The 23,101-nt window shown below is 75.7% G+C and carries 16 protein-coding genes; 7 read left to right on the forward strand and 9 right to left on the reverse strand.

The window, feature by feature from the left end; translation table 11 throughout:
* Entirely contained in the window at positions 1-1,200 is a 1,200-nt protein-coding gene (locus ACFYWL_RS21955) for a DUF58 domain-containing protein (protein ID WP_386975483.1), read from the forward strand.
* The gene (locus tag ACFYWL_RS21960) at positions 1,176-3,566 is read left to right on the forward strand and encodes a transglutaminaseTgpA domain-containing protein (protein ID WP_386975485.1); all 2,391 of its coding nucleotides are present in this window, start codon (positions 1,176-1,178) and stop codon (positions 3,564-3,566) included. The genes ACFYWL_RS21955 and ACFYWL_RS21960 overlap by 25 nt, the downstream gene beginning before the upstream one ends.
* Positions 3,567-3,718: 152 nt before the next feature.
* Here the strand turns inward: ACFYWL_RS21960 and ACFYWL_RS21965 are convergent, their stop codons facing one another.
* The gene (locus ACFYWL_RS21965; protein ID WP_386975487.1) at positions 3,719-4,510 is read right to left on the reverse strand and encodes an SDR family oxidoreductase; all 792 of its coding nucleotides are present in this window, start codon (positions 4,508-4,510) and stop codon (positions 3,719-3,721) included.
* On the reverse strand, positions 4,507-5,490 hold the full coding sequence (locus ACFYWL_RS21970; protein WP_386975673.1) for an LLM class F420-dependent oxidoreductase: 984 nt from the start codon (positions 5,488-5,490) through the stop codon (positions 4,507-4,509). The genes ACFYWL_RS21965 and ACFYWL_RS21970 overlap by 4 nt, the downstream gene beginning before the upstream one ends.
* A 151-nt stretch (positions 5,491-5,641) precedes the next feature.
* Here ACFYWL_RS21970 and ACFYWL_RS21975 point away from each other — a divergent pair, with 151 nt between their 5' ends.
* A complete protein-coding gene (locus tag ACFYWL_RS21975) occupies positions 5,642-6,901 on the forward strand; it encodes a low temperature requirement protein A (RefSeq protein ID WP_386975489.1) in 1,260 nt (419 codons plus the stop codon).
* A 49-nt stretch (positions 6,902-6,950) separates the two neighbouring features.
* Here ACFYWL_RS21975 and ACFYWL_RS21980 read toward each other — a convergent pair whose 3' ends face one another.
* Positions 6,951-7,634 carry a maleylpyruvate isomerase N-terminal domain-containing protein gene (locus tag ACFYWL_RS21980; protein WP_386975491.1) on the reverse strand — a complete coding sequence of 228 codons (684 nt, stop codon included), beginning with the start codon at positions 7,632-7,634 and terminating at the stop codon, positions 6,951-6,953.
* Positions 7,635-7,735: 101 nt separating this feature from the next.
* On the opposite strand from ACFYWL_RS21980, the gene ACFYWL_RS21985 reads away from it, so the two are divergent.
* A complete protein-coding gene (locus ACFYWL_RS21985; RefSeq protein ID WP_386975493.1) occupies positions 7,736-8,188 on the forward strand; it encodes a YbhB/YbcL family Raf kinase inhibitor-like protein in 453 nt (150 codons plus the stop codon).
* Positions 8,189-8,279: 91 nt separating this feature from the next.
* On the opposite strand, the gene ACFYWL_RS21990 is transcribed toward ACFYWL_RS21985, so the two are convergent.
* Entirely contained in the window at positions 8,280-9,167 is an 888-nt protein-coding gene (locus ACFYWL_RS21990) for a phosphatase PAP2 family protein (protein WP_386975495.1), read from the reverse strand.
* Between the two features lie 85 nt (positions 9,168-9,252).
* On the opposite strand from ACFYWL_RS21990, the gene ACFYWL_RS21995 reads away from it, so the two are divergent.
* A complete protein-coding gene (locus tag ACFYWL_RS21995; protein WP_386975497.1) occupies positions 9,253-10,020 on the forward strand; it encodes a DUF3159 domain-containing protein in 768 nt (255 codons plus the stop codon).
* Positions 10,021-10,264: 244 nt separating this feature from the next.
* Here ACFYWL_RS21995 and ACFYWL_RS22000 read toward each other — a convergent pair whose 3' ends face one another.
* A complete protein-coding gene (locus tag ACFYWL_RS22000) occupies positions 10,265-13,162 on the reverse strand; it encodes a glycoside hydrolase family 48 protein (protein ID WP_386975675.1) in 2,898 nt (965 codons plus the stop codon).
* Between the two features lie 923 nt (positions 13,163-14,085).
* Here ACFYWL_RS22000 and ACFYWL_RS22005 point away from each other — a divergent pair.
* A complete protein-coding gene (locus tag ACFYWL_RS22005; protein ID WP_386975499.1) occupies positions 14,086-15,585 on the forward strand; it encodes a GH1 family beta-glucosidase in 1,500 nt (499 codons plus the stop codon).
* 97 nt (positions 15,586-15,682) lie between these two features.
* On the opposite strand, the gene ACFYWL_RS22010 is transcribed toward ACFYWL_RS22005, so the two are convergent.
* The 3 genes from ACFYWL_RS22010 to ACFYWL_RS22020 all read right to left on the reverse strand — a co-directional run bounded on the left by ACFYWL_RS22010 (position 15,683) and on the right by ACFYWL_RS22020 (position 20,234).
* Complete coding sequence (locus ACFYWL_RS22010; protein ID WP_386975677.1) at positions 15,683-16,102, reverse strand: roadblock/LC7 domain-containing protein; 420 nt, start codon at positions 16,100-16,102, stop codon at positions 15,683-15,685.
* Between the two features lie 5 nt (positions 16,103-16,107).
* Entirely contained in the window at positions 16,108-18,726 is a 2,619-nt protein-coding gene (locus ACFYWL_RS22015; protein WP_386975501.1) for a nitrate- and nitrite sensing domain-containing protein, read from the reverse strand.
* 95 nt (positions 18,727-18,821) lie between these two features.
* Positions 18,822-20,234, reverse strand: coding sequence for an FGGY family carbohydrate kinase (locus ACFYWL_RS22020; RefSeq protein ID WP_386975503.1), 1,413 nt, complete (start codon positions 20,232-20,234; stop codon positions 18,822-18,824).
* A 284-nt stretch (positions 20,235-20,518) separates the two neighbouring features.
* Here ACFYWL_RS22020 and ACFYWL_RS22025 point away from each other — a divergent pair, with 284 nt between their 5' ends.
* Entirely contained in the window at positions 20,519-22,438 is a 1,920-nt protein-coding gene (locus ACFYWL_RS22025) for a chorismate-binding protein (RefSeq protein ID WP_386975505.1), read from the forward strand.
* 20 nt (positions 22,439-22,458) lie between these two features.
* Here ACFYWL_RS22025 and wrbA read toward each other — a convergent pair whose 3' ends face one another.
* The gene (gene wrbA, locus ACFYWL_RS22030; protein ID WP_386975509.1) at positions 22,459-23,079 is read right to left on the reverse strand and encodes an NAD(P)H:quinone oxidoreductase; all 621 of its coding nucleotides are present in this window, start codon (positions 23,077-23,079) and stop codon (positions 22,459-22,461) included.
* Between the last annotated feature and the right edge of the window lie 22 nt (positions 23,080-23,101).

Genomic DNA, 23,101 nt, shown 5'->3' on the forward strand with positions numbered 1-23,101 from the left:
GTGGGGATCACCGCCCGGGGCGCCGGGCTGCTCGTGGCCGCGGTGGTGCTGCTCGGCGCCGGTTTCCGGTTCGCCTATCCGGAGTTGACGCTGCTGGGCGTGGCGGCGGCCGGGGCGGTGGGCTATGCGCTGCTGGTGGCGCTGTGGCGGCCCCGGCTGCAGGTGACCCGGCGCGCCGACCCGGACCGGGTGTCGCGGGGCGAGCCGGCGCGGATGGTGCTGACGGTGCGCAACGCGGGGCGGTTGCGGGCGGCGAACCTGCTCGCGGAGGACCGCTGCGGCGACCGGACGGTGCCGGTGCCGGTGCTGCGGTTGCGGCCGGGGCGGGACACGACTGTCGACTACGACGTGCCGACGGAGCGCCGGGGGGTGGTGCCGGTCGGCCCGCTGCGGGTGACCCGGCGTGACCCGTTGGGGCTCGTGGCGTTGGCGCGGTCGTACTCGGCGGCGGTGCCGGTGTGGGTGCATCCGCGGATCCACCCGCTGACGGCGGTGCCGACGGGGGCGGGGCGCAGCCTCGACGGCCGGGTGGACGGGGTGCCGCAGGGTTCGATCACCTTCGACTCGCTGCGGGAGTACGTGGTGGGTGACGAGCTGCGCCGGGTGCACTGGCGCACGAGCGCGCGGGTGGGCGAGCTGATGGTGCGGGAGAACGTCGACACCAGCCTGCCCCGGATCGTGGTGCTGCTGGACAACCGGGCGACCGCCCATCCGGGCCGGGAGCCGGAGTCGTTCGAGTCGGCGTGCGAGGCGGCGGCGTCGGTGGTCGCGGCGGCGCTGCGCGCCGACCTGCCGGTGTCGTTGCTGCTGGTCGCGCCAGAAGGGCTGTTGGTCGCGCAGGAGGGGCTGCTGGCCGCGCCGGCGGGGCCGGCCGGGGAGGCCGCCGGCGCGGGGATCGGGCCGCTGGACCGGCTCGCCGCCGCCCGGCTGGACGCCGGGGACGCCACGGCGGCGTTGCGCGCGGCGGCGACCCGGCTGCGCCGGGACCGGCTCGGCGACACGTTGGTCTTCCTCACCGGGCCGGGTGGCCGGGGCGAGCTGGGGCACCTCGGCGCGCTGCGCGGGGCGTACCCGTCGGTGGTGGTGGGGGTGTTCGGGGCGGCGGAGCCGACGCCGGCCGGCGCGACGGGGATGGTGGTCGTGGACGCCGCCGACGGGGCGGCGTTCGCGGCCGAGTGGGACGGGGTCCGCCGGTGGTGAGGGTGTTACGGGCGCTGCGGGCCGCGCCGCTGCCGCTCGCGCTGGTCGCGATGGTCACGCTGACCGGGGTGGTGCTCGGCCGGGTGTACGCGGGTGGACTGCTGACCCGGCTGGTGGTCGGCGCGGCGGTCGGTTCGGTGCTGGTCAGCGTGGCGGCGCGGCGGCTGCCGTCGTGGCTGGTCGCCCCGCTGTCGGTGGCCGGTCTGGCCGGTTTCACGGCGTGGTCGCTGCGGGTGTCGGCCGACGCGGCGGGGTTGCCGGGCTCGCTGGTCGAGGTGGCGGCGGACGCGGCCCGCAACGGCATCCCCCGGCTGCTGACCGCGATGATCCCGGTCGAGCCGACGCCGGACACGGTGCTGGTGCCGCTGGTCGCGGCGTGGCTGGCCGGGCTGGCCGGGGCGGAGGTGGCGCTGCGGGCCGGCCGGGTGCTGCTGGGCTACCTCCCGCCGGCGCTGCTCTACGCCGGCGCGGTGTACGTGGTGGGGCCAAACGCTGATCCGGCGGTGTGGCCCACGGTGGCGTTCGCGGCGGTCGCCGCGCTGGGGCTGGCGGTGCCGTCGGGGCGGACGGGACCGTCCGCCCCGGACCCGACGGCCGGGCTGGCTCCGGGGGTGCGGGCGGCCGTTCGGGTGCGCCTCGCCGCCACCGCCGCCGCGGGCCTCGTCGTGGTGGTGGGGCTGGCGGCCGTGGTCGGGCCGGTGGTGGCGGGCCGGGTCGACGGGCGTCCGGTCGACCCGCGCCGGTACGTGGAGCCGCCGCAGGTGGAGTCGCTGGACGAGAACCCGCTGATCCGGATCTCCGGCTGGGCGCTGAACCCGCAGCAGAAGCTGCTGGACGTGGCCACCGAGCGCCCCGATGCCCCGGCCGGGGCCGCCGGTCCGGCGGGGGCCCCGGAGCCGGCCCGCTCCCCCGCCGGCCCGCCGGGTGACGCCGGGGAGACCGCGGGGGGCCGGTCGGTGCGGATCCGGCTGGCGGTGCTCAGCGACTACGACGGGGTGACCTGGCGGGTCGGTGCGACGTACCGCAACGCCGGCCGGATCCTGCCGGCGGCGCAGCCCGCGCCGGGGGCGACGGTGGAGACGGTCCGGCAGGAGATCACCGTGGCGGACCTGAGCGGCCGGCTGCTGCCGGCCGTGGCCACCCCGCGTGAGGTCGGCGGGGCCCGGGTGGCGTACGACCCGTTGACGGGGACGCTGATCCGGCCGGAGGGGCTGACGCCGGGGCTGCGGTACACGGTCACCTCGGCGGTGGAACGGCCCGACAACAACCTGCTCGCCACGGCGGACGTGCCGGCCGGGGAGGAGGTGGCCCGGGTGCTGCGGGTGGCCGACGGGGTGCCCGACCCGGTGCGTCGGCTCGCCGCCCAGCTCGCCGAGGACAACGGGGCCCCGTACGCGCGGGCGGCGTCGATCGAGCAGTTCCTCGCCGAGCACTACCGGGTGGTGGCGGACGCGCCGAGCGGGCACGCGTACCCGAATCTGAACTTCTTCCTCTTCGGTCCGCGCAACGGGGGCGGGCAGCGCGGCACGTCGGAGCAGTTCGCGGCGGCGTTCGCGGTGCTGGGCCGGCTGTCGGGGCTGCCGACCCGGGTGGTGGTGGGCTTCTCCTCCCGCGGCGACGGGCCGGTGCGGGCGGCCGACGCGTTCGCCTGGCCGGAGGTGCTCTTCTCCGGGCTCGGGTGGGTGGCGTTCGACCCGCTGCCCCGCCCAGACGACGAGCCGCGCCCGGTGGAGGAGGACTTCCGTCCGGCGCCGGAGGACCCGCCGCCGTCGGAGGTGCCGGAGCCGACCGTGGAGCCGACGGAGGCGCCGCCGCCGCAGGCGGGGCCGGTGCGGCCGGCGGAGTCGGGCGGGCTGGCGACGCCGGTGCTGGTCGGTGGCGGCGCGGGCGGCCTGCTGCTGGTGGTGGGGGCGGTGCTGGTGGCGCTGGCCGGGCTGCGTCGGGCGCGGTCGCGGGCCCGGCTGTCCAGGGGCGACCCCGGCCGGCGCATCGCCGGCGCCTGGCGGGAGGTGACCGACGCGCTGCGGCTGGCGGGCCGGCCGGTGGGCGGGGACCTCGCCGCCACGGAGGTCGCGGAGCGGGCCCGCGCCGCCCTGGCCGACGCCCGCGCCACCCGGACCGACATCGGGGGCTCCCGCGACGCCCGGTCCGCCCCGGCGGATTCCCGGGAGGTGCCGCCGGGCCTGGCGGAGCTGGCCGGGCTGCTCAACCAGCTCGCCTTCGCGCCGGGCGCGGTCGCCGACGAGCAGGCGGACCGGGCCGCGTCCCTTGCCGGCGAGTACGTCGCCGCCCTGCGCGCCGCCCGCCCCTGGTGGCGCCGGCTGCTCTGGTCGGTCCACCCGGGCCCCCTCCGCTGGCGCCCCTGACCCACCCACCCACCCCGCCCACCCCCACCCCCCGCTTCGGTGATCAAGAGCTTTGCGTCACCGGCGCGGCGACGCCTGACGCAAACCTCTTGATCACCGGGGCGGGCGGGACGGCGGGGGGCACGCGGCGGCGCCGAGGGTCAGGCGCGGGGTCAGGCGCGGAGGCGGCGGACCAGTTTGCGGAGGCCGGCCTGCCAGCCGTCCGGGTCCTCGGCGCGGCGACGGGCGTGCTGGGCGACCTCGGGGTGGGGCAGGATGAGGAAGCGCTCCTCGGCCAGGCCGGCGATCACCGCGTCGGCCACCCTATCGGGGTGCAGCACCGCGCCGGAGGCGGCGATCACCCGCGCCCCGAGGTGCCCGGTGGCCAGCCCCTCGGCGAGCATCGGCGTGTCCACCCCCTGTGGGCACAGCGCGCTGACCCGGATGCCCTGGTCCCGGTAGGTGACGGCGAGCCACTCGGCCAGGCCCACCGCCGCGTGCTTGGTCGCGGTGTACGGGGCGTCGCCGACGGCGGTGAGCAGCCCGGCCGCCGAGCAGGTGTGCAGCAGGTAGCCCTGGCCCCGGGCCAGCATCCCGGGCAGCACGGCCCGCGTGGAGTGGACGTGGGCGAGCACGTTGACCCGCCAGGCCCGGTCCCAGTCGGCCTCGGGGGCGTCCAGCCCCGCCGCCGTGGCGACGCCGGCGTTGGCGCAGAACAGGTCGATGTGGCCGTACCGCCGCTCGGTGTCGGCCACCAGCGCGCGGACCTGGTCCTCTGCGGTGACGTCGAGGCCGGCGGCGTGGGCCACCGGGCCGACGGCTGCGGCGACGGCGCGGGCGGCGTCGGCGTCGAGGTCGGCCACCACGACGGCCGCCGCGCCCTCGGCGGCGAACCGGTGCGCGAGGGCCGCGCCGATGCCGCCGGCGCCGCCGGTGATCACGGCCACCCGGCCGGTGAGGTTCACGCCGGATCCCCGCCCCCGACCGGCCCGAGCCGGGCGATGAGGTCGGTCAGGGCCGCCGGGCCGCCGGCGGCCAGCTCGGGAGTGGGCAGCAGGGCCAGCACCGGTACGTCCACTCCGGCGTCGGCGTAGCGGCGCACCTGGTCGCGGCACTGCTCGGGTGAGCCGTGCAGCACGAGCGCGTCGACGACCTCGTCGGGCACGGCGGCTGCGGCGCCCCGCCGGTCTCCGGCCGCCCAGGCCCGCCACACCGGGTCGAGGATCTCCGCCCGGCCCAGCCAGCGGTGGAACGCCGCGTACGCGGGCACCGTCAGGTAGGTGGTGATCAGCCGACGGCCGAGGGCGCGGGCGTGGCCGGAGTCTGTGGTGGGGCAGACGAAGATGCGGGCGATCACCTCGAACCCGGCGGGCCGCCGGCCCAGCTCGGCGACGGCGGTGGGCACGTCGTCGGCGGCCAGCCAGTTGAGGATCACCCCGTCGGCCTCGGCGGCGGCGAGCCGCAGCATGCCCGGGCGCAGGGCGGCCAGCAGCAGCGGCGGCGGCACGGCCGGCGGCCGTTCCAGGGCGAACCGGCGCACCGCGAAGGTGTCGTACGCGCCGTCGACGGTCTGCCCGGCCAGGGCGGCGCGCAGGAAGCGCAGCACGTCCCGGGTGCGCTTGAACGGCTCGTCGAAGGCGACGGCGTTCCAGTCGCCCACCACGACGGGCGAGGACGCTCCGATGCCGAGCGCGAACCGGCCGGGGGCGGCCTCGGCCAGCGCGGCGGCGCTCATCGCGAGCAGCCCGGGGCCCCGGGTGAAGGCGGGGGCGATGGCGGTGCCGAGGCGCAGCCCCGGCTGCCAGGCGGCGGCCAGCGCCAGCGGGGTGAACGCGTCGGCGCCGTTGACCTCCGACGACCACACGTCGGTGAAGCCGGCCCGGTGCAGGGCCGCGTAGGCGGTGGCGTGGTCGGCCAGCGGGAGGCCACCCAGCGGCACGGTCATGCCCCATCGGTTCGTCACCGGTCGATCCTGCCCGCTGCCCGGGGTCGCGGCAAGGGCGGCGGATCTGCGGATCCGGGGAACCGGGCCTGGGCGGCGGGCCGGGGTGCTACGACTGCCAGGTGGAGCGCAACGACGGCGGGACCCGCTGAGCATGGCCGCCGGGGCGGACCGGCCCGGCCGGTGGTGGCGGCGCGCGCCCCCGGCGGGCTGGGTGAGCAGGCTGGAGCCGGCGAGCGGGGGAACCACCCGGGCCACGTTCCTGGAGCTGTTCTTCGACCTGGTGTACGTCTTCGCGCTCACCCGGGTCTCGGCCCGGGCGTTCGAGGACCTCGCGGTGGAGGTGGGCGGCACGAGCGGCTGGTCGCCGTTCACCGGCACCGGGAAGACCCTGCTGCTCCTGCTGGCGCTCTGGTCGGTGTGGCAGGGCACCGCGTGGGCCACCAGCCGGTACGACCCGTACCACTTCGGGTTGCAGGCGGTGGTGGTCACCGCGCTGGTGGCGAGCATGGTGATGGGGGTGGCGATCCCCCGCGCGTTCACGGTGGGCGGGTTGGCGTTCGCCGCCGCGTACGTGGTGGCGCAGGTGTTCCGGCCGCTGGTGCTGCTGCTGGTGCTGGGCCACCACGAGTACCGGCAGCTCAAGCTGCGCATGTTGATCACCTATCTGTTCCTCGGGGTGCTCTGGTTGGCCGGCGCGTTCCTGCCCACGAATCCCCGGGTCGTGCTGTGGGCGGCGGCGCTGGCCGGCGAGTACCTCGCTTCCCGGTTCGGCTGGCCGGTGCCGGGGCTCGGTCGTTCCGTGGTCAACCGGTGGCAGGTGATCGGTGAGCATCTCGCCGAGCGCTACCAGCAGCTCTTCCTGGTCGCGTTGGGCGAGACGGTCCTGGTGGCCGGGCTCGCGTACAGCGGTGACCCTTCCGGGCTGGCGCGCACGGCCGCCTTCGGCACGACCATCGTGATCTCGGTGCTGGTGTGGCGGATCTACTTCCAGCGGGCCGGGCAGATCCTGCCCGCGGCGGTGGCGAAGGCGACCCGGCCGGCGCTCATCGGCCGGTCCGCCGCCGACACCCACCTGGTGATGGTGATCGGCCTGACCGCCACCGCGCTCGGCTACGAGCTGACCATCGACCGCCCGCTGGGTCATCCGGCGGCGGCCTGGATCGCCATGGTGGTGGGTGGTCCGGTGATCTTCCTGGCCGGCCGGGCCCGCTTCGAGTACGAGGTCTTCGGCCGGGTGTCGCCGTCGCGGTGGATCGCGGCGCTGGCGCTGCTGGCGGCCGTGCCGATCCTGCTGCACCTGGCGACGCTGGTCTCGGCGGGCGCGGTGGCCGTGGCGCTGCTGGCGGTGGCGGTGGCCGACGCCCGGCGGGCCTGGGGCCGCCCGCCGGAGCAGCCGGCGCCGCCGTTCTGACTCCCGGCGGGACCGGGTTGCCGGCCGATCGGCAGGCCCGCGGCGGAGGTCAGCCGCCGAAGGCCAGCAGGCGCACCCCGGCGGCCTCGATCGCGGCCCTCTCCCGGTCGCTCAGCGGGTCCCGGCCGGTGGCCTTGCGGACCGTCGTCAACCGGTCCCAGCCCAGGTCGGGCGGCACGGCCCGGCCGCCGGTCAGCAGCGCCGTGACGACCTCGGCCGCGGCCGGGGTCAGCCACGGTTCGCGGCCGAGGGCGGCGGCCAGGTCCAGGCCGTGCACGCCGACCTCGACCACCCGGGTCACCAGGAACTCGGTCAGGGCCATCGGGTCGCCGTGCCGGGTGCGGACCACCCGGTCGACGGGCTCGCGGGCCACCGCCGCGTCGGCCGCGCGCCAGTCCCGGTCGAATGCGGCGGCGATGCCGGCCGGGTCGGTCGTCCCGCGGGCCTGTCGGCGGGCGCTGTCGACCCGGTCCCGGTCGACCTGCGGGGTGAACTTGGCCGCGCCGAAGTAGCCGGCGGCGTCCACCTCGGCGCGGGGCGGGGCCGGGGCGGCGAGCATGCCGGCGAGCCGGCCGGCGCCGGTGTGCACGTGGGCGATCAGGTCGCCCACCGCCCAGGGCGGGCAGCCGGTGGGCCGACCGAGGTCGGCGGGGGTGAGCCCGCGCAGGACGTCGCCCAGCGCCGTGCACTCGTCGCGGAACGCCGCCCGCGCCGCGTCGTGGACCGTCCGCACCGGTTCCCTCCCCCGCCGTCGACCTTCCGCACCCTCTCACGGATCGTTTCGCCCGTGCCCCGCCGGGTACCCGCCGCACGGACGAGGAGAGGGGGCCGCAGATGGCCGGCATCATGCTGCGCAGCACCGCGTTCACCGACCACGACCTGTTGCCGGGGCGTTTCGCCCACGAGGGTGGGAACGTCTCGCCGCCGTTGCAGTGGGCGGACGTGCCCGACTCGGCGCGGGAGCTGGTGCTGCTCGTCGAGGACCCCGACGCCGGGCGTGAGCCGTTCCTGCACTGGCTGGTCACCGGCATCGCGCCGGGCTCCGGCGGGGTGGCCGAGGGCGCGGTGCCCGACGGCGGCCGGCAGTGGCGCAACGGGGCCGGCGGGACCGGCTGGAGCGGCCCGAACCCGCCGCGCGGCGACGACCCGCACCGGTACTTCTTCCACCTGTACGCGCTGGACCGCCCGCTGGAGCTGCCCGCGGAGCCCTCCGCGGAGGACGTGCACCGGGCGGTGGGCGACCGGGAGCTGGCCAGCGGCACCACGGTCGGCACCTACCGCCGCTGACCGACCGACGCGAGGCTGCTGAGGCGGCGCGAGGCGAGCGGGACGGCCGGCGCGAGGCGAGCGGGGCGAGGAGGCCGGCGCGGGTGTGCCGTCAGCCCTTCACGCGGGGCACCAGGCGGTGCACGACGGCGAGCACCAGCGCCGCCACCACGGCCATCGTCCCGGCGATGCCGGCGGCGCTGCCGGCGTAGCCGACGAACAGCGACCGCCGGCCCATCTCGTCCGGGTCGAGCTGGGGCAGGTCGACCAGCCAGGACAGGGCCAACGCCGAGGCCACCACGGCGATCGCGCCGCCCAGGCCGAGCACGACGGCGGCGATCCGGTGCGCGTCGGCGGGCTCCACCTGGGCCTGTTCCCGCTGGGTGACCAGGAGCAGCAGCCCGGCCAGCGCCGCCCAGACGCCGACGACGAGGAACGCCGCGACGGCGTCGCTGGGCCGGTGCCAGCCGGCGGAGAGCGTCGCCACGCCGGCCACGGCCGCGTACGCGGTGCCGAGGTACGCGCCGAGCACCCGGACCGTGGGCGGGAGGACCAGGATCAGCGCGAGGGCCACCGACGCGGCCACGGTGGTGTGCCCGCTGGGCAGGCTGTTGCCGGCGGCGGCCCGCTCGGGGTCGATGCCGACGTCGGGCCGGTCCAGGAAGTGCTTGAGCAGTTGGGTGGACACGTTCGCCCCGGCGATGAGCAGGGTCGCCGTGATGGCCAGGGCGACCCGCCGGCGGATGAGCGCGATGAAGCCGATCACCGCCGTCGCGGCCAGCAGCGACAGCGCCGACATCGTGTTGAGGATCCGGTTCACCGGCTCGGCGATGCGGTCCTGGCCGATCCGGTTGCCGGTGAGCGCGACCGTGTCGAGCCACTGGCCGAGCTCGGTGTGCAGGGCGGCGCGCCAGACCACGAGGAAGGCGGCTGTCTGGGCCAGGGCCAGCACGACCAACCAGACCGCCGTCCAACCCCTCGCCGTCGCGCGCACCCGCACACCGTAGCGGCACTCGCCGGGGCGTCCCCCGGTGGCCCGCCGGGGCCCTGCGGTTAGTTTGGGACGGACGCACAGGAGGTTGCCGGTGACCGCCGCACCCGGGCCCGGAGGGCCGTCGCACCCCGTTCCGTCGCCGCCGGCCGACCGGCCCGAGTCCCTCGCCGACCTGCTCGGCGGGCGACGCGGGGCGGTGGACGCCACCGCGCCGCCGGTGGCGTTCGCGCTCGGTTGGCTGGTCACCGGCCACTCGCTGGTCGGCGGGGTGGCCGCCGCCGTGCTGACCGGCACGGCGGTGGCGGCGTGGCGGCTGCGCCGGGGCGACCGGCCCCGGTCGGTGCTGATCGGGCTGCTCGCGGTCTGCGTGGCCGCGCTGATCGCGCTGCGCACGGGGCGGGCCACCGACTTCTTCCTCGTCCAGGTGCTGTCGAACGTGGCCAGCGCGCTCGCCTGGGTGGTGAGCATCGTGATCCGCTGGCCGCTGCTGGGCGTGCTCGTGGGAGTGGCGGTGCGGCAGGGGGGCCGGTGGCGGCGCGACCCGGCGCTGTTGCGGGCGTACGGGCGGGGCAGTTGGGTGTGGGCGGCGACGTACGCGCTGCGGGTGGCGGTGTTCGTGCCGCTCTACCTCGGCGGGCAGGTGGTGGCGCTGGTCGTGGCGCGGGTGGCGCTGACCTGGCCGCTGGTGGCGTCCGCGCTGGCGGTGAGCTGGCTGGTGATCCGCCGGTCGCTGCCGGCCGGTCATCCGGGGTTGCGGCACCCGGTGGCCGGGCCCGGCCCCGCGCCGGAACCCGGGACGGAACCCGGTGCGGGGACAAAAAGGGAGAGGCCGCCACGGGGGGAGCGGCCTCTCCGGTGACGTACGTTACTCCGTCGGCGACCGTCACGTGATCCCTGGACGGTCACTTTTTCCGGGGCTTTTTCGCGGCAAGTTCGGCTTCGGGCGGTGGGGCGGGCCGGCCGGTCCGCTGCGTTGACCGGACGGCCGGCCCGCCCCGGCCTGACCGTGGGAGTCAGGCCGTCCGCCGACCGGGCTCATAGTTCCCCCGGGCCCGGTCGGGCTCCGGGTGGACGGGCCGCGCCGCCCACCCGGAGGGGTTGGGTCACCCGTTCGGGAAGAGCATCCCGTAGTCGGCGTACGCCATGGCGACGTCGGACTGGGCCCAGAACCGGTGGTAGTTGAACGTCGGCTCGGGGCCGCCGTCGAGGTACGCCTGCACCTTCGGCCAGTCCGGGTCGTTCTTGTAGAACGAGCGGATGTCCAGGAAGCTCTTGCCGGCGGCGATGGTGTCGCCGTTGGGCATCTTCCCGGTCCAGCCCGGGGGCACGTAGAGGCCCTGGCCGTCGGCGGCGTTGTAGACGTCGTCGAAGCGCTTGTAGTCGCCGCGCTTCTCCGTCGTCGAGACGCCCTTGCTGTCGGCGGACGCGGACAGGGCGTCGAGCAGGCCCTTGCCGGTGGTCTTGGCCGCGGTGTTGCCGGACTTGGCCGCGTACGCGATCAGGGTCCGGGCGAGGGAGGCCGTGACGCCGACGTCCTGGCCCTTGGCGGTGACCTCGACGTGCAGGTTGGTGTTGGCCGCCGGGCTGCTCGGGTTCCAGTTGGCGGGCTGGCCCGTCCACTTCAGGTCCGACGGGACCGACCAGTTGGCGCCCAGCGTGGTGTTCGCGATCGCCCACGGCACCCACTTGTCGAGCAGGGCCTTGGCCTTGGCGTTGCCGGTCTGCAGGTACAGCTCGGCGATGCGCTGCATCGACCAGACCTGCATGCCGAACCACTGGTTCGACGGCGGGTCGTTGTAGACCGGGTCGACGTCGTAGAACATGCCGTAGAAGGTGGCGGTGCCCGACGGCGGGGTGCCGTAGTTGCCGTCCCAGCTGTTGGTGGCGCCGCCGGCGATGCCGCCCTCGGACGACTGGAGCCAGGTGTAGAACTCCAGCTGCCGGTCGAGGCTCTTCTGCCAGTCCGAGACCGCGGTCGGGGACTTCGGCTTCAGCTCGTCGACGTTGGTCATCGCCCAGGCCGCGAACGGGTTCTGGTAGCCGAAGTGGCTGTGGCTGGAGCCGATCCGCCACGACCAGTTCTGGCTGGTGTCGTACGCGCCGCCCCAGGCGTAGTACCAGGACAGCAGGTAGTGCGCCGAGTCCCGGCCGCTGCCGGCGGGGCAGGTGCTGGCCCCGACGCAGTTGCCGATCTTCTTGAAGTACTTGTCGAACATCGCGTACCGCAGGTAGTCACCCATCTTTGCGGCCTTGGCCACGGTGGCGGCGACGTCGGTCTGCTTGTTCTGGGCCTTGGCCCAGGTCAGCGCCCAGTACGCGGCCTGCACGGCGCGGGCGTCGGCGTCGGGGGCGTTGGTGTACTTCCACTGCTTGGCGGGGGCGCCGGTGTCCTTGACGAACAGGTCGAGGTAGCCGTACTGCCCGCCGTGCTTGAAGGTGTCGCAGGACGGCTGCGGGATGGTCTCCCACACCGACTCCTGCGTGCCGCGCTGGAAGGTGTTGATGTACGCCGGCCGGGTGGTGCCGTCACCGCAGCGGCCGTAGCCGTAGGTGTTGTCGACGTCCATCAGCCAGTGCATGCCGTAGATGTCGCCGGTGCCGTAGGTGCTCTGCAGCTCCGAACGCAGCGGGTCCTGGCCGACCGCGATGTTCGGGTTCAGCGCCGAGGGGTACTGGCTGGGCAGGTTGTACTCCGCGGCGTACTGCGGGGTGCCGGCGGAGCCCGCGGTGGGCTGGTCGGCGTGGGTGGGGATGATGTACTTCTCCATCACCGTCCACGCGTTGTTGAACGGGGCCCAGTTCTGGGTGGCCCGGCCGTAGTACGCCTCCAGCCACAGCCAGTAGCTGAACGCCTCGGAGGTGGTCTCGTGGCCGTGGTCGGGCGCCTCGACGATCAGGGTCTCGATCGAGTGGTACGGCACGCCCTCGGGGCTGAAGTAGCCCGAGTTCTTGATCTTGCCGTACTGGTCGAGGAACTTCTTGATGTAGTCGTTGTCCCCGCCCGGCACGTCGTTGTCGACCTCGGTGGCGGTGATCGCCAGCGGGGCCAGGCCGGTGCCGGAGGCGGTGATGGTGGCGGTGCCGCCGACGGTGTCGGAGTCCTCCGCCGCCGCGACGGTGATGGTGACGCCGGTGTTCCAGTTCGCCGTCGTGAGGGTGGCCGAGGTCGGCGTGACGGTGATGTCGGTGTCACCGGTGCGGGTCAGGGTCACCGGGACGCTGGCCGACGGGGCCGCGCTGAGCTTCAGGTTGAACGTGGCGGTGCCGCCCTCGCTCACGCTGACCGCGGACGGGGTGGCCACCAGGCGGGGGCCGGAGGCCGCGCTGACGGTGAACGCCTTCTCGTCGACGGCGATGCCGTTGGCGTTGTCGTACGCCTTGGCCTGGACGGTGTAGCTGCCGGCCGGCAGGTCCTCCAGGGTGTAGCCGTACGGGGCGGTGGTGTCGGTGTTGACCAGCAGGCCGTTGCGGTAGAACTCGACCTTGCTGATCGTCCCGTCCGGGTCGCTGGCCGTGGCGGTCAGCGGCACGTCCGCCGGCGCCTCGAACGGCCCGCTCGGCACGCCGAGGGAGACCGTCGGCGGCTGGTTGGCGGGGGTGCCGTTGCAGGGGGTGCCGTTGAGGGTGAACGCCGTGGGCTTCGGGTTGCTGCCGGAGTAGCTGCCGTTGAACCCGATGGTGGTCGACGCCCCGGTGCCGAGGCTGCCGTTGTACGACTCGTTGGTCGCGGTCACCTCGCTGCCGGTCTGGCTCCACTTGGCCGACCAGCCCTGGACCACCCGCTGACTGCTGTTGGGGAAGGTCCACTTGAGCGTCCAGCTGCTGACCGGGTCGCCCAGGTTCTTGATGGTGACGTTGCCGGTGAAGCCGCTGCCCCAGTCGTTGGTGGCGTAGACCACGTCGCAGGCCGGGGCGGCCTGCGCGGCGCCGGCCGGCAGGGCGATGCCGCCGACGACCAACGTGGTGGCGGCGAGCATCGCCGTCCGGCGACGTCTTGCCATGAGTCTCATGTGCGCGGTGTCTCCTCGGACCAGGCCGGGGCCGCGGGGCCCCGGCGGGGCGCCTCCACGCACGCAGGGCACGGGGGGACGGAGGCGCTCGGGAATGGTGGTCGATCCGGCCCGGCCGGGGGTTCGGGTGTGGCGCGTCGACGCTGGTCGACGACGCCGTGGCCCTCCTGGGGTGCCGTCCGGATGACCGGATGCCCTCGGCGACCCGCACTCACGCGAGCTGGCTCCTCGTCGCAGTGTTCGACAGTCTTGCATGGAAGCGCTCCCACGACAAGAAGAGTCCACGAACGAGCAGCTACTTGTTTCGATCTCGTTTTGGGGCTTTCACAAACCGGTGACGGGCGTTACAGTCGCTGCATCGCCGATGGGAGCGCTTCCATCGACGGAGGTCACAGAAGGTGTTGACCGGGAGCGTCGTGCCCGCGACGTCCCCGGCACATTGCCCGAAGGCTGACGGCGGGCCAGCCCGGACGCCGCCGCCAGCCACCACCCACCGGCAATGGAGGGAGGTGGAACCAGAGCCACTCGCGTGGCCCGGCTCCCGCGCGACACGCACGACAGGACGCCAATTCCGCTCGTGCGTGTGTGCAAACAAAGGTGGGGACGGGGGTTGCCCTCCCCCGTCCCCACACTAAACCCCCCGACACCATGGGAAAAGAGGCCGACGGGTCAGGCGTGTCACGCCACCCGGCCGGCCTCGCTCGTTATGGGCGTAGCCGGCGGGCGTCTCGCAGCCACGCCCGACGCCCCGACATCGCCTCCCACCAGCGCATTCGCGCAACCGGCCACGCGCCGGGCCAGCCCGCACAACAGAGCCGACCCGCCATAGGCGGGCTCGGTCGCCCCCGCCTGCCTTATGCTGGGAGCGCTCCCGGCCGTGCGGCGGTGGGCACCCATCACGAGGAGAAGGCCCCATGTCGATGCTCACCCGGCGGCGGCTGCTCAGCCGCGCCGCACTCTCCGCCACCGCCGGGGCCACCGGCGCCGGCCTGCGCGTGGGCGGCACGGCCGCCACCGCCGCCGTCTCCGGCGGCCTGGCCACCGGATGCGACGCCGACACCGACCCCGACACCGACCCCACCGGCGGGTCCCGGGGCGACCTGCGCTTCCCGACCGGCTTCAGCTGGGGCGCGGCCACCTCGGCGTACCAGGTGGAGGGCGCCACGAAGGAGGACGGCCGGGGCGAGTCGGTCTGGGACACCTTCAGTCGCACCCCCGGCCGGACCCGCAACGGCGACACCGGCGACATCGCCGCCGACCACTACCACCGCTACGCCGACGACCTCGACCTGATGCGCGACCTGGGGCTGCGCAGCTACCGGTTCTCCATCTCCTGGCCGCGCATCCAGCCCGACGGCACCGGCACGCCCAACCAGCGGGGTCTCGACTTCTACCGCCGCCTCGTCGACGGGCTGCACGAACGCGGGATCTCGCCGATGGCCACCCTGTTCCACTGGGACCTGCCCCAGACGTTGCAGGACGCCGGCGGCTGGGAGAACCGCGACACCGCCTACCGGTTCGCCGAGTACGCCGAGGTGCTCTTCCGCGGCCTCGGCGACCGGATCCCGGTCTGGCTGACGATCAACGAGCCGAAGACCGTGGTGCAGAACGGCTACCTCCACGGCCACCACGCCCCCGGCTTCCAGGACCCGCAGGCGGCCTACCTGGTCGCCCACCACCTCCAGCTCGGGCACGGCCTGGCCGTGCAGACGCTGCGGGCCACCGGCAGCACCGCCCGGATCGGCCCCGCCCTCAACCTGCACCCCTGCTACCCGGCCGACGACAGCGCCGAGGCCGCCCGCGCCAGCCGGCTCTACGACGGGTACGAGAACCGCCTCTACCTCGACTCGATCCTCAAGGGCAGCTATCCGGCGGACGTGCTGGCCGACCTCGGGCCCGACAGCCGGATGGCACGCGGCATCCGCGACGGCGACCTGGAGATCATCTCCGCGCCGATCGACCTGCTCGCCGTGCAGTACTACACCCCGTACTACGTGACCGCCACCGGCGGCACGGTCATCCGCCTGCCCACCTCCCAGGCGGACTGGCAACAGATCTACCCCGACGGCATGTACGACATCCTGACCCGGGTGACCCGCGACTACGGCCCGGTCCCGCTGACCGTCACGGAGAACGGCCTGCCGCAGGCGGACACCCTCTCCCCGGACGGGACCGTCGACGACTCGGGCCGGATCAGCTTCCTGCGCGACCACATGGCCGCCGCGCACCGGGCCGTCACCGACGGGGTGCCGCTGGAGAGCTACCACGTCTGGTCGCTGCTGGACAACTTCGAGTGGGCGGAGGGATACGACCAGCGCTGGGGCCTGGTCTACGTGGACTACCCGACCCAGCGCCGGGTACCCAAGCGCAGCGCGCTGTGGTACCGCGAGGTGATCCGGGCCAACGGCCTGTAGCCGGGGGCTCCCCGCCGGGCGGACACGGTCGCTCCGCACCGCCCGGCGGGCGTTCTCCCGGGGCGGCGAACCGGCCGGGTCCACCCGGTCGCGCCGCTCAGCCCAGCGGGGGCAGCGCCTGCTGGAGTTCCGCGCGCAGCGCCGGGGTGAGCATCTCGCCGGCCTGCTTCGCCAGCCGCGCCATCTCGTAGCCGACCACGCCGATGTCGGCGTCCCCGGCGGCCAGCGTGGCCAGGATCGAGCCGTCGCGCACCTGCATCACCAGGAAGTAGCCGCGGCCCATCTCCACGACGGTCTGCTTGACGACGTCGCCGTCGAACATCTGCGCCGCGCCGGCGGTGATGCTCATCACCCCCGAGGTCACGGCGGCCAGCTTGTCGGCGTGGTCGCGCGGCAGGTGGTCGGAGACGGCGACCAGCAGCCCGTCCGAGGAGACCACGATGGCGTGCGCCACCCCGGGCACCCGTTGCGCGAACGCGCTGACCAGCCAGCTCACGTCCCGCGCCTCCTGGCTCAACGTCGTCACTGATGTCCCCCTTCGGTGCGTCCGCCGGCCGGCGGCAGGAAAATCTCGGTGGTCTCCTCGGCCTCGGCCCGCCGTACGCCGCTGTAGAGCCGCGTCAGCATGCCGCCCACGGCCTCCGGGTCCGGATCGTGCCGCGGGGCCGGCGCCTGCGGTCGCGCCGGCTGCGTCACGGCAGCGAGCTGGGCCATCGGCACCCGGACCGGCAGCCCGCGCTCGTTGACGCCCCCGGTGACCGGCACCGCGGGCGGCGCAGGATCGGGTGCCGCCGCGCCGGCCGCCGGGCCCTGGCGCGTCCACCAGCCGCCCCCGCTGGAGGCGGCCGGGCCGGCGGCCGGGGTGAGGACGTCCTCCGCCCGCACCGGCACCGGCCGTGCCGGCCTCGGCACGGTGGCGCTGCGCGGCCGGCGGCCCGCCACCGGCAGTTCCGCCGGGTCCGGGGGCGCGGCGACGCCCGGCGGCCGAGCCGGGCCCTGGACGGCGGCGACGCCCGGCGGCCGACCGCCCGCCACCGGGGCCGGGTCCTCCGCCAGGGGGGCGGTTATCCGGGGCAGGTTGGCCAGGGTGGTGGTCAGCATCCGTGGGGACACGGGCGGGTCCAGCTCCGCCGTCGGCGGGGCGGCGGTGAGCAGGGGGGCCGGGATGCCCACCCGGGCGACGAGGCCCTCGGGGGCGGAGCGCAGGCGCACGGCGACCGCGTGCCGGGCGGCCAGGTGGCTGACCACGAACAGGCCCATCCGCTCCGACGCCGCGACGTCGGCGGCGGGCGGGGTCGCCAGCACCTCGTTCGCCTCGGCCAGCGCGGCCGGGCCCATGCCCAGCCCCCGGTCGACGATCTCCACCACCGCGCCGTGCCCCTCGGGCCGGGCGGTGACCGACACCACGGTGTCCGGCCGGGAGAACGTGGTGGCGTTCTCCAGCAGCTCGGCGAACAGGTGCACCAGGTCGCCGATGACGTGCCCGACGACGTGCAGGTCGGCCACCTGCTCGTGGCGTACCCGCTGATATTGCTCGATCTCGGCGCTGGCGGCCAGCAGCACCGCGCCCAGCGCCACCGGCCGGTTCCACCGCCGGGTCGACTCGCTGCCGGCGAGCACCAGCAGGCTCTCGTCGTTGCGTCGCATGCGGGCGGCGAGGTGGTCGAGCTTGAACAGGTTCTCCAGCTGGTCGGGGTCGCTCTCCTCCCGTTCCAGGGCGTCGAGCAGCTCAAGCTGCCGCTCCACCAGGACCTGGCTGCGCCGGGCGAGGTTGACGAACATCAGGTTGACGTTGCGGCGCATGGTGGCCTGTTCCACCGCGACGCTCACGGCGCTGCGGTGCACCGCGACGAACGCCTCGGCCAGCTCGCCGACCTCGTCGAGGGAGCGGACGACCGCCGCCGGCACCTCGATGTCGGGCACCCCGCCGGTGACCTGCCGGAGCCGGTCGAGGGCGTCGGGCAGCTCGATCTGGGCGATCCGCAGCGCCTGGCCGCGCAGCAGCCGCATCGACCGGGCGATGGCCCGCCCGACCAGCACCGAGATCAGCAGGGCCACCAGCAGCACCGCGACGATCCCGCCGGCCACCAGCAGGGTGGTGCGCAGCTGGCCGGCGCTGGCCCCGTCGGCCTGGCCCACCGCGTCGTCGACGACGCTGGCCTCGAGCTGCCGCAGCAGCTCCTGGCGCTGCTCGCTGGCCGCCCACCACTGCGGGGCGGGCAGCACCCTGGGCTCCGCGCCGCCGGTGGGCAGGCTCTGCTCCTCCAGCCGTGCGGCGGCCGTGAACGCCGGATCGACGGAGACGGCGTCGTAGCGGCGGATCTGCTCGGTGGTGGCGGCGACCCGGAACGCGCCGAGCGCGGTGAGCTGCTGCGCCCGCAGGTCGGTCAGCTCGACCTGGTCCTCCACCCCGTAGCGGCCGGCGCGGGCGGCGGCGTACAGCTCCGCGCGGACGCGGGAGGAGAGTTCCTTGACCCGGGCGAGCTGGACGTAGCGCAGCACGGCCTCGTTGAGCGCTCGGCGGCCCTCCCCGGGTGAGGGCTGGGCGAGCAGGTTCAGCAGGGCGGAGACCGCCCGGTGGTAGTTGCTGAGGATCGTGTCGCTGGCCAGCACCGCCGGGGGCACCGCCGCGCGGATGTAGACGACCTGGTCGTACGCCTCCAGCGCCGCCGAGTAGGCCACCTGCCAGGCGGCGTCGGCGTCGGCCAGCGGGCCGGCCGCCCGCCGCAGCTCCTGCACGGCGGCGTCGGTGCTGGACTGCAACGGCTTCAGCGCGGCGGTCGCGGCGTCCCGGGCGGCCCCGCCGCCCCCGCTGCGGCGCAGCTCGGCCAGCTCGCCGGCGGTGCGGTCGCGTTCCTGCTGGAGCTGGTGCACCGCGTCGGTGATCTGCCGGCCGATGCCCACCTGGCGGGCGAAGTCGCTCAGCTCGGTGGTGCGCCCGACCAGGCCCTGCGTCTGCACGCCGGCCAGCACCAGGAACGCCACGGAGGGGATGACGAGGACGGTGGCGAGCTTGGTGCCCATCCGCCAGTCCCGCAGCCGCAGCGGCGAGCGGCGGCGGTGCGGCACGACGCGGACGTCGAACCGACGCCTGCGGTGGTTCGACACCCCGTTTCGCGCCGGGTCGGGACCTGCGCCCACACCTGCCTCCTAGGTCCCCGCGCCCGCCGCACCGGACAGCGGGTCCATCCAACCAGGCCCGACGGCGGTGTCAACGGGCCGACCTGAGGCGGGGCTCAGGAAGGACACCGGGGGTGGCGCTGTCCTGACGGGGTCGGCGAGGGCAGCTCATCCGTCCGGCCGATGGCCACGAGCGGCACCGCCGCGTCCAGCCGGCGCAGCGCCACCCGGGCGGCGCCGGTCGCACCGACCTCCGGGTCGGGGTGGTGGTAGACGCGGCGGGGCGCGAGGACGGCGGCGAACGACTCCCGCCACCACGCGGAGGCCCCCACCGCCCCGCCGCCCAGCACCACCTCGACGGGACCGCCCACGGTGGACTCCAGCTCGGCGAGGTCGGCCGCGACCAGCCGGCACACCCCGGACATCAGGCCGGCGAGGATGTCGACCGCGCCGGTGCCGAAGCTCAGCCCGCCCAGCCCGCCGGAGCCGGCCGGCGCGTGGCCGGGCGGCCGGTCGCCGCCGAAGTGCGGGTCCGCCGCGACGCCACCGCCCCGGGGGATCCGGGCCAGCGCGGCGTCCAGGGCGACGCCCCGGGGCAGCCGCAGTTCGCGGTCCGCCCAGGCGAACAGGTTCCCCCCGGAGGAGTACGCGGCCCCGGTGACCACGTGGTCGTGGTCGACCCGGTAGCGCCACAGCCGGTCCGGCAGCGGCGGCAGCTCCGCGCCGGCCGGCACCGCCTGCACCAGCCGGACGGCCGAGGAGGTGCCGACGGTCACCGCCGCCCGGCCCGGGTCCACCGCGCCGGAGCCGACGTTCGAGGCGGCCCCGTCGCCCACCGGCGCCGCCCAGGCCGCGTCGGCGATTTGCGGCCAGCGGCGGGCGTGCTCGGGGCGCAGCCGCCCGCGCCAGCCGTCGTCGGCCAGCTCGGGAAGCTGCCCCGGGCCGGCGGCGGCCAGCTCGCACGCCTCGGCGTCCCAGGTCAGGGTGCGCAGGTCGAGCAGGCCGGTGCCGGAGGCCTGGGAGACCGACATCGGGGCCGCGTCGAGCAGGCCGCCCAGCACGTACTCGGCGAGGCCGACGAACCGGGCGGGCGGGGCCGAGGCGTGCCCGCGCAGCCACGGCAGCCGCACCGACCAGTAGCAGCGGTGCCACCAGGTGCCGGTGCGCCGGTGGAACGCCGCCGCGTCGGCCGGGCCGGTCGCGCCCGCGGGGGGCTCCGGGCGGGTGTCGAGCCAGGTGAGCACCGGCCCCAGGGGCTCGCCGGCGCGGTCGACCGGCAGCACCGAGTGCCACTGGGCGCTGGTGGCGACCAGGCCGACGTCGCGCAGGTGCCCGCCGGCGGCCAGCTCGTCGAGGCACTCGGCGAGGCAGGCCAGGTAGGTGGGGGCGTCCAGGGTGCCCGCGCCGTCGTCGTCGACGGCGACGCGCACCTTCCGGCGGGCGAGGGCGCCGGGGCGCGGCACGGCGTCCGGATCCAGCACGAGGCCGCGCACCGAGGAGGTGCCCAGGTCGAGGGCGAGGATGTTCATCGTGGATCACCGTACCGGGCGCGCGCCGGGCCGGCCGGGCGCTCGACGTCGGCGCGGGTGCCCGGCCGCCGGTTCCCGTACCCCGGGATCGGGTTCCCGGGCCCCGGCGGCGCGCGTAGGGTGACGGCATGCCCGCGCACCCGACCTGCTGGTGGCCCGCCGACCCGGCGGCCCACCCCCGCGCGTAGCTTCCCACGCGGCCGCCCCACGAGGCGGTCGCCGGTTCTCCACCCGGCCCGGGGCCGCCACCGACGGCGTCGCCCGGCCACCACCAGGAGAACCCGATGACCCGCCTACACGACCTGCTCGCCGCCGTCGCCGACGGCGTCGACCCCGGCCCCTTCGCGCTCGTCCGCCGCGAGGGCGCCGACCACCTGGAGCTGTTCACCGGCACCGTACGCGCCGTCGACCGGCTCGCCGACGTCCCGCTGCCCGCCGGCCCGGCCGGACCGCGCACGCTCGCGCTGGTGCCGTACCGGCAGGTCACCGAGCGGGGGTTCGCCTGCGTCGACGACGGCGCCCCGCTGGAGTGCCTCCAGATCGCCGGGCACGTCCGGCTGCCCCTGGCCGACGTCGTCGCCGCCCTGCCCGACGCGCCGGTGGCGACCGCCGACGCCGGGTTCGACATCGCCGACGCCGAGTACGCCGACACGGTCGCCCGGGTGCTCGCCGAGGAGATCGGCCGGGGCGAGGGGGCGAACTTCGTCGTCCACCGCACCATGCGCGCCACCGTGCAGGGCTCCCCGCTGCGCGCCGCCCTGGCCGCGCTGCGCCGGCTGCTGCTGCGCGAGCGCGGCGCGTACTGGACGTTCGTGGTGCACACCGGCACCCGGATCCTGGTCGGGGCGAGCCCCGAGCGGCACGTCAGCGTCGACGACGGCCTGGTCATGATGAACCCGATCAGCGGCACGTTCCGGCACGGCGGCACGGCCGACACCGCGTCGCTGCTGCGTTTCCTCACCGACCCGAAGGAGGTCGACGAGCTGTACATGGTGCTCGACGAGGAGCTGAAGATGATGGCCACCGTCGCCGAGCGCGGCGGGCAGGTCGTCGGCCCGTACCTCAAGGAGATGTCCCACCTGGCGCACACCGAGTACCTGCTCGCCGGGCAGAGCTGCCTGGACGTGCGGGACGTGCTGCGCGAGACGATGTTCGCCCCGACGGTGACCGGCAGCCCGATGGAGAACGCGTGCCGGGTCATCGCCCGGCACGAGCGCACCGGGCGGCGCTACTACGCCGGGGTGCTGGCCCTGCTGGGCCGCGACGACGCCGGCCGGCAGACCCTGGACGCGCCGATCCTGATCCGCACGGCGGAGATCTCCCCCGGCGGGGAGCTGCGGGTGCCGGTCGGGGCGACCCTGGTGCGCCACTCGACGCCGGAGGGGGAGGTCGCCGAGACGCACGCCAAGGCGGCCGGGGTGCTGGCGGCCCTCGGGTTGCGCCCCGACGCCCCCGACCCCGGGCCGGGCCCGACGCCGCGGCTGGCCGACGACCCCCAGGTACGCGCCGCGCTGGCCGCCCGCAACGCCCCGCTGGCCCGGTTCTGGCTGGACCAGCGCCCGCCCGGGGCGGTGGCCCTGCCGGGGCTGGCCGGCCGGCGGGCGCTGATCGTCGACGGGGAGGACACCTTCACCGGCATGCTCGCCCACCAGCTGCGCGCCCTCGGGCTCGCCGTCGAGGTGGCCCCGTGGCACCGCCCGGCCGGCGACGACGGGCACGACCTGGTGGTCGCCGGCCCCGGCCCGGGCGACCCGAGGGCGGTGGACCAGCCGAAGATGGCCGCCCTGCGCGGGCTGCTCGCCCGGCGGCTCGCGGCCGGCGCGCCGACCCTCGCGGTGTGCCTGGGCCACCAGTTGCTGGCCGGGCTGCTCGGGCTGCGGCTGCACCGGCGCGACGCCCCGTACCAGGGGTTGCAGCGCGACGTCGCCATGTTCGGCACGAGCCGCCGGGTGGGGTTCTACTCCACCTTCACGGCCGTCGCCGCGGCCGACCGGGTGGCCAGCGCGTACGGGCCGGTGGAGCTGGCCCGCGACCCGGTCGACCACGCGGTGCACGCGCTGCGCGGGCCCGGCTTCGCCGGGGTGCAGTTCCACCCCGAGTCGGTGCTCAGCCAAGACGGCCTGGCGGTGCTGGCCGACCTGCTCGGCCACCTGCGGTCGGTGCCGCCGGGCCGGTCCCCGGCCGTGGCCCGCGCCAGGGGGTAGGGGGTGCCGGCCGCCGGCGGTCAGCCGGCGGCCAGGCCCCGCTTCAGCGCCGCGCCGATCTCCACCGCCCGCTTGGCGGTCAGGGCGGTGGCCGCCAGCGCCACGTGGTCCGGCGGGACCTCGCCGTTGTTGCTGGTGTGCGAGGCGCCGTAGGGGTTGCCGGCGACGAACTGGCTCGGGTCGGTGTAGCCGGGGGTGACGACGACGCCGCCCCAGTGGTAGAAGACGGTGAGCAGCGACAGCAGCGTGGACTCCTGCCCGCCGTGCGAGGTCGCCGTCGACGTGAACGCGGAATAGACCTTGTTCGCCAGCGCGCCGCGCGCCCACAGCGGGCCGGTGGTGTCGATGAACTGCTTGAGCTGGGCGGCGACCATGCCGTAGCGGGTGGGCGCGCCGAAGATCACCACGTCGGCCCAGGACAGGTCGTCCGGCTCGGCCTCCATGACGTCCTGGGTTTCGAGACGGTGCGCCTGCCAGCCCGAGTTGGACCGGATCGCCTCGTCCGGTGCCAGCTCACGCACCTTGCGCAGCCGCACCTCCGCGCCGGCCTCGCCGGCCGCCTCGCTCGCGGCCTGTGCCATCTGATACGTGATGCCGGTCGCGCTGTAGTAGATCACCGCGACCTTGATCCGGCCCTCCATCGGGTCCTCCTCGCTCGGGTTC

This window comes from Micromonospora sp. NPDC002575 (genome assembly GCF_042889525.1).
GTDB lineage: Bacteria > Actinomycetota > Actinomycetes > Mycobacteriales > Micromonosporaceae > Micromonospora > Micromonospora carbonacea.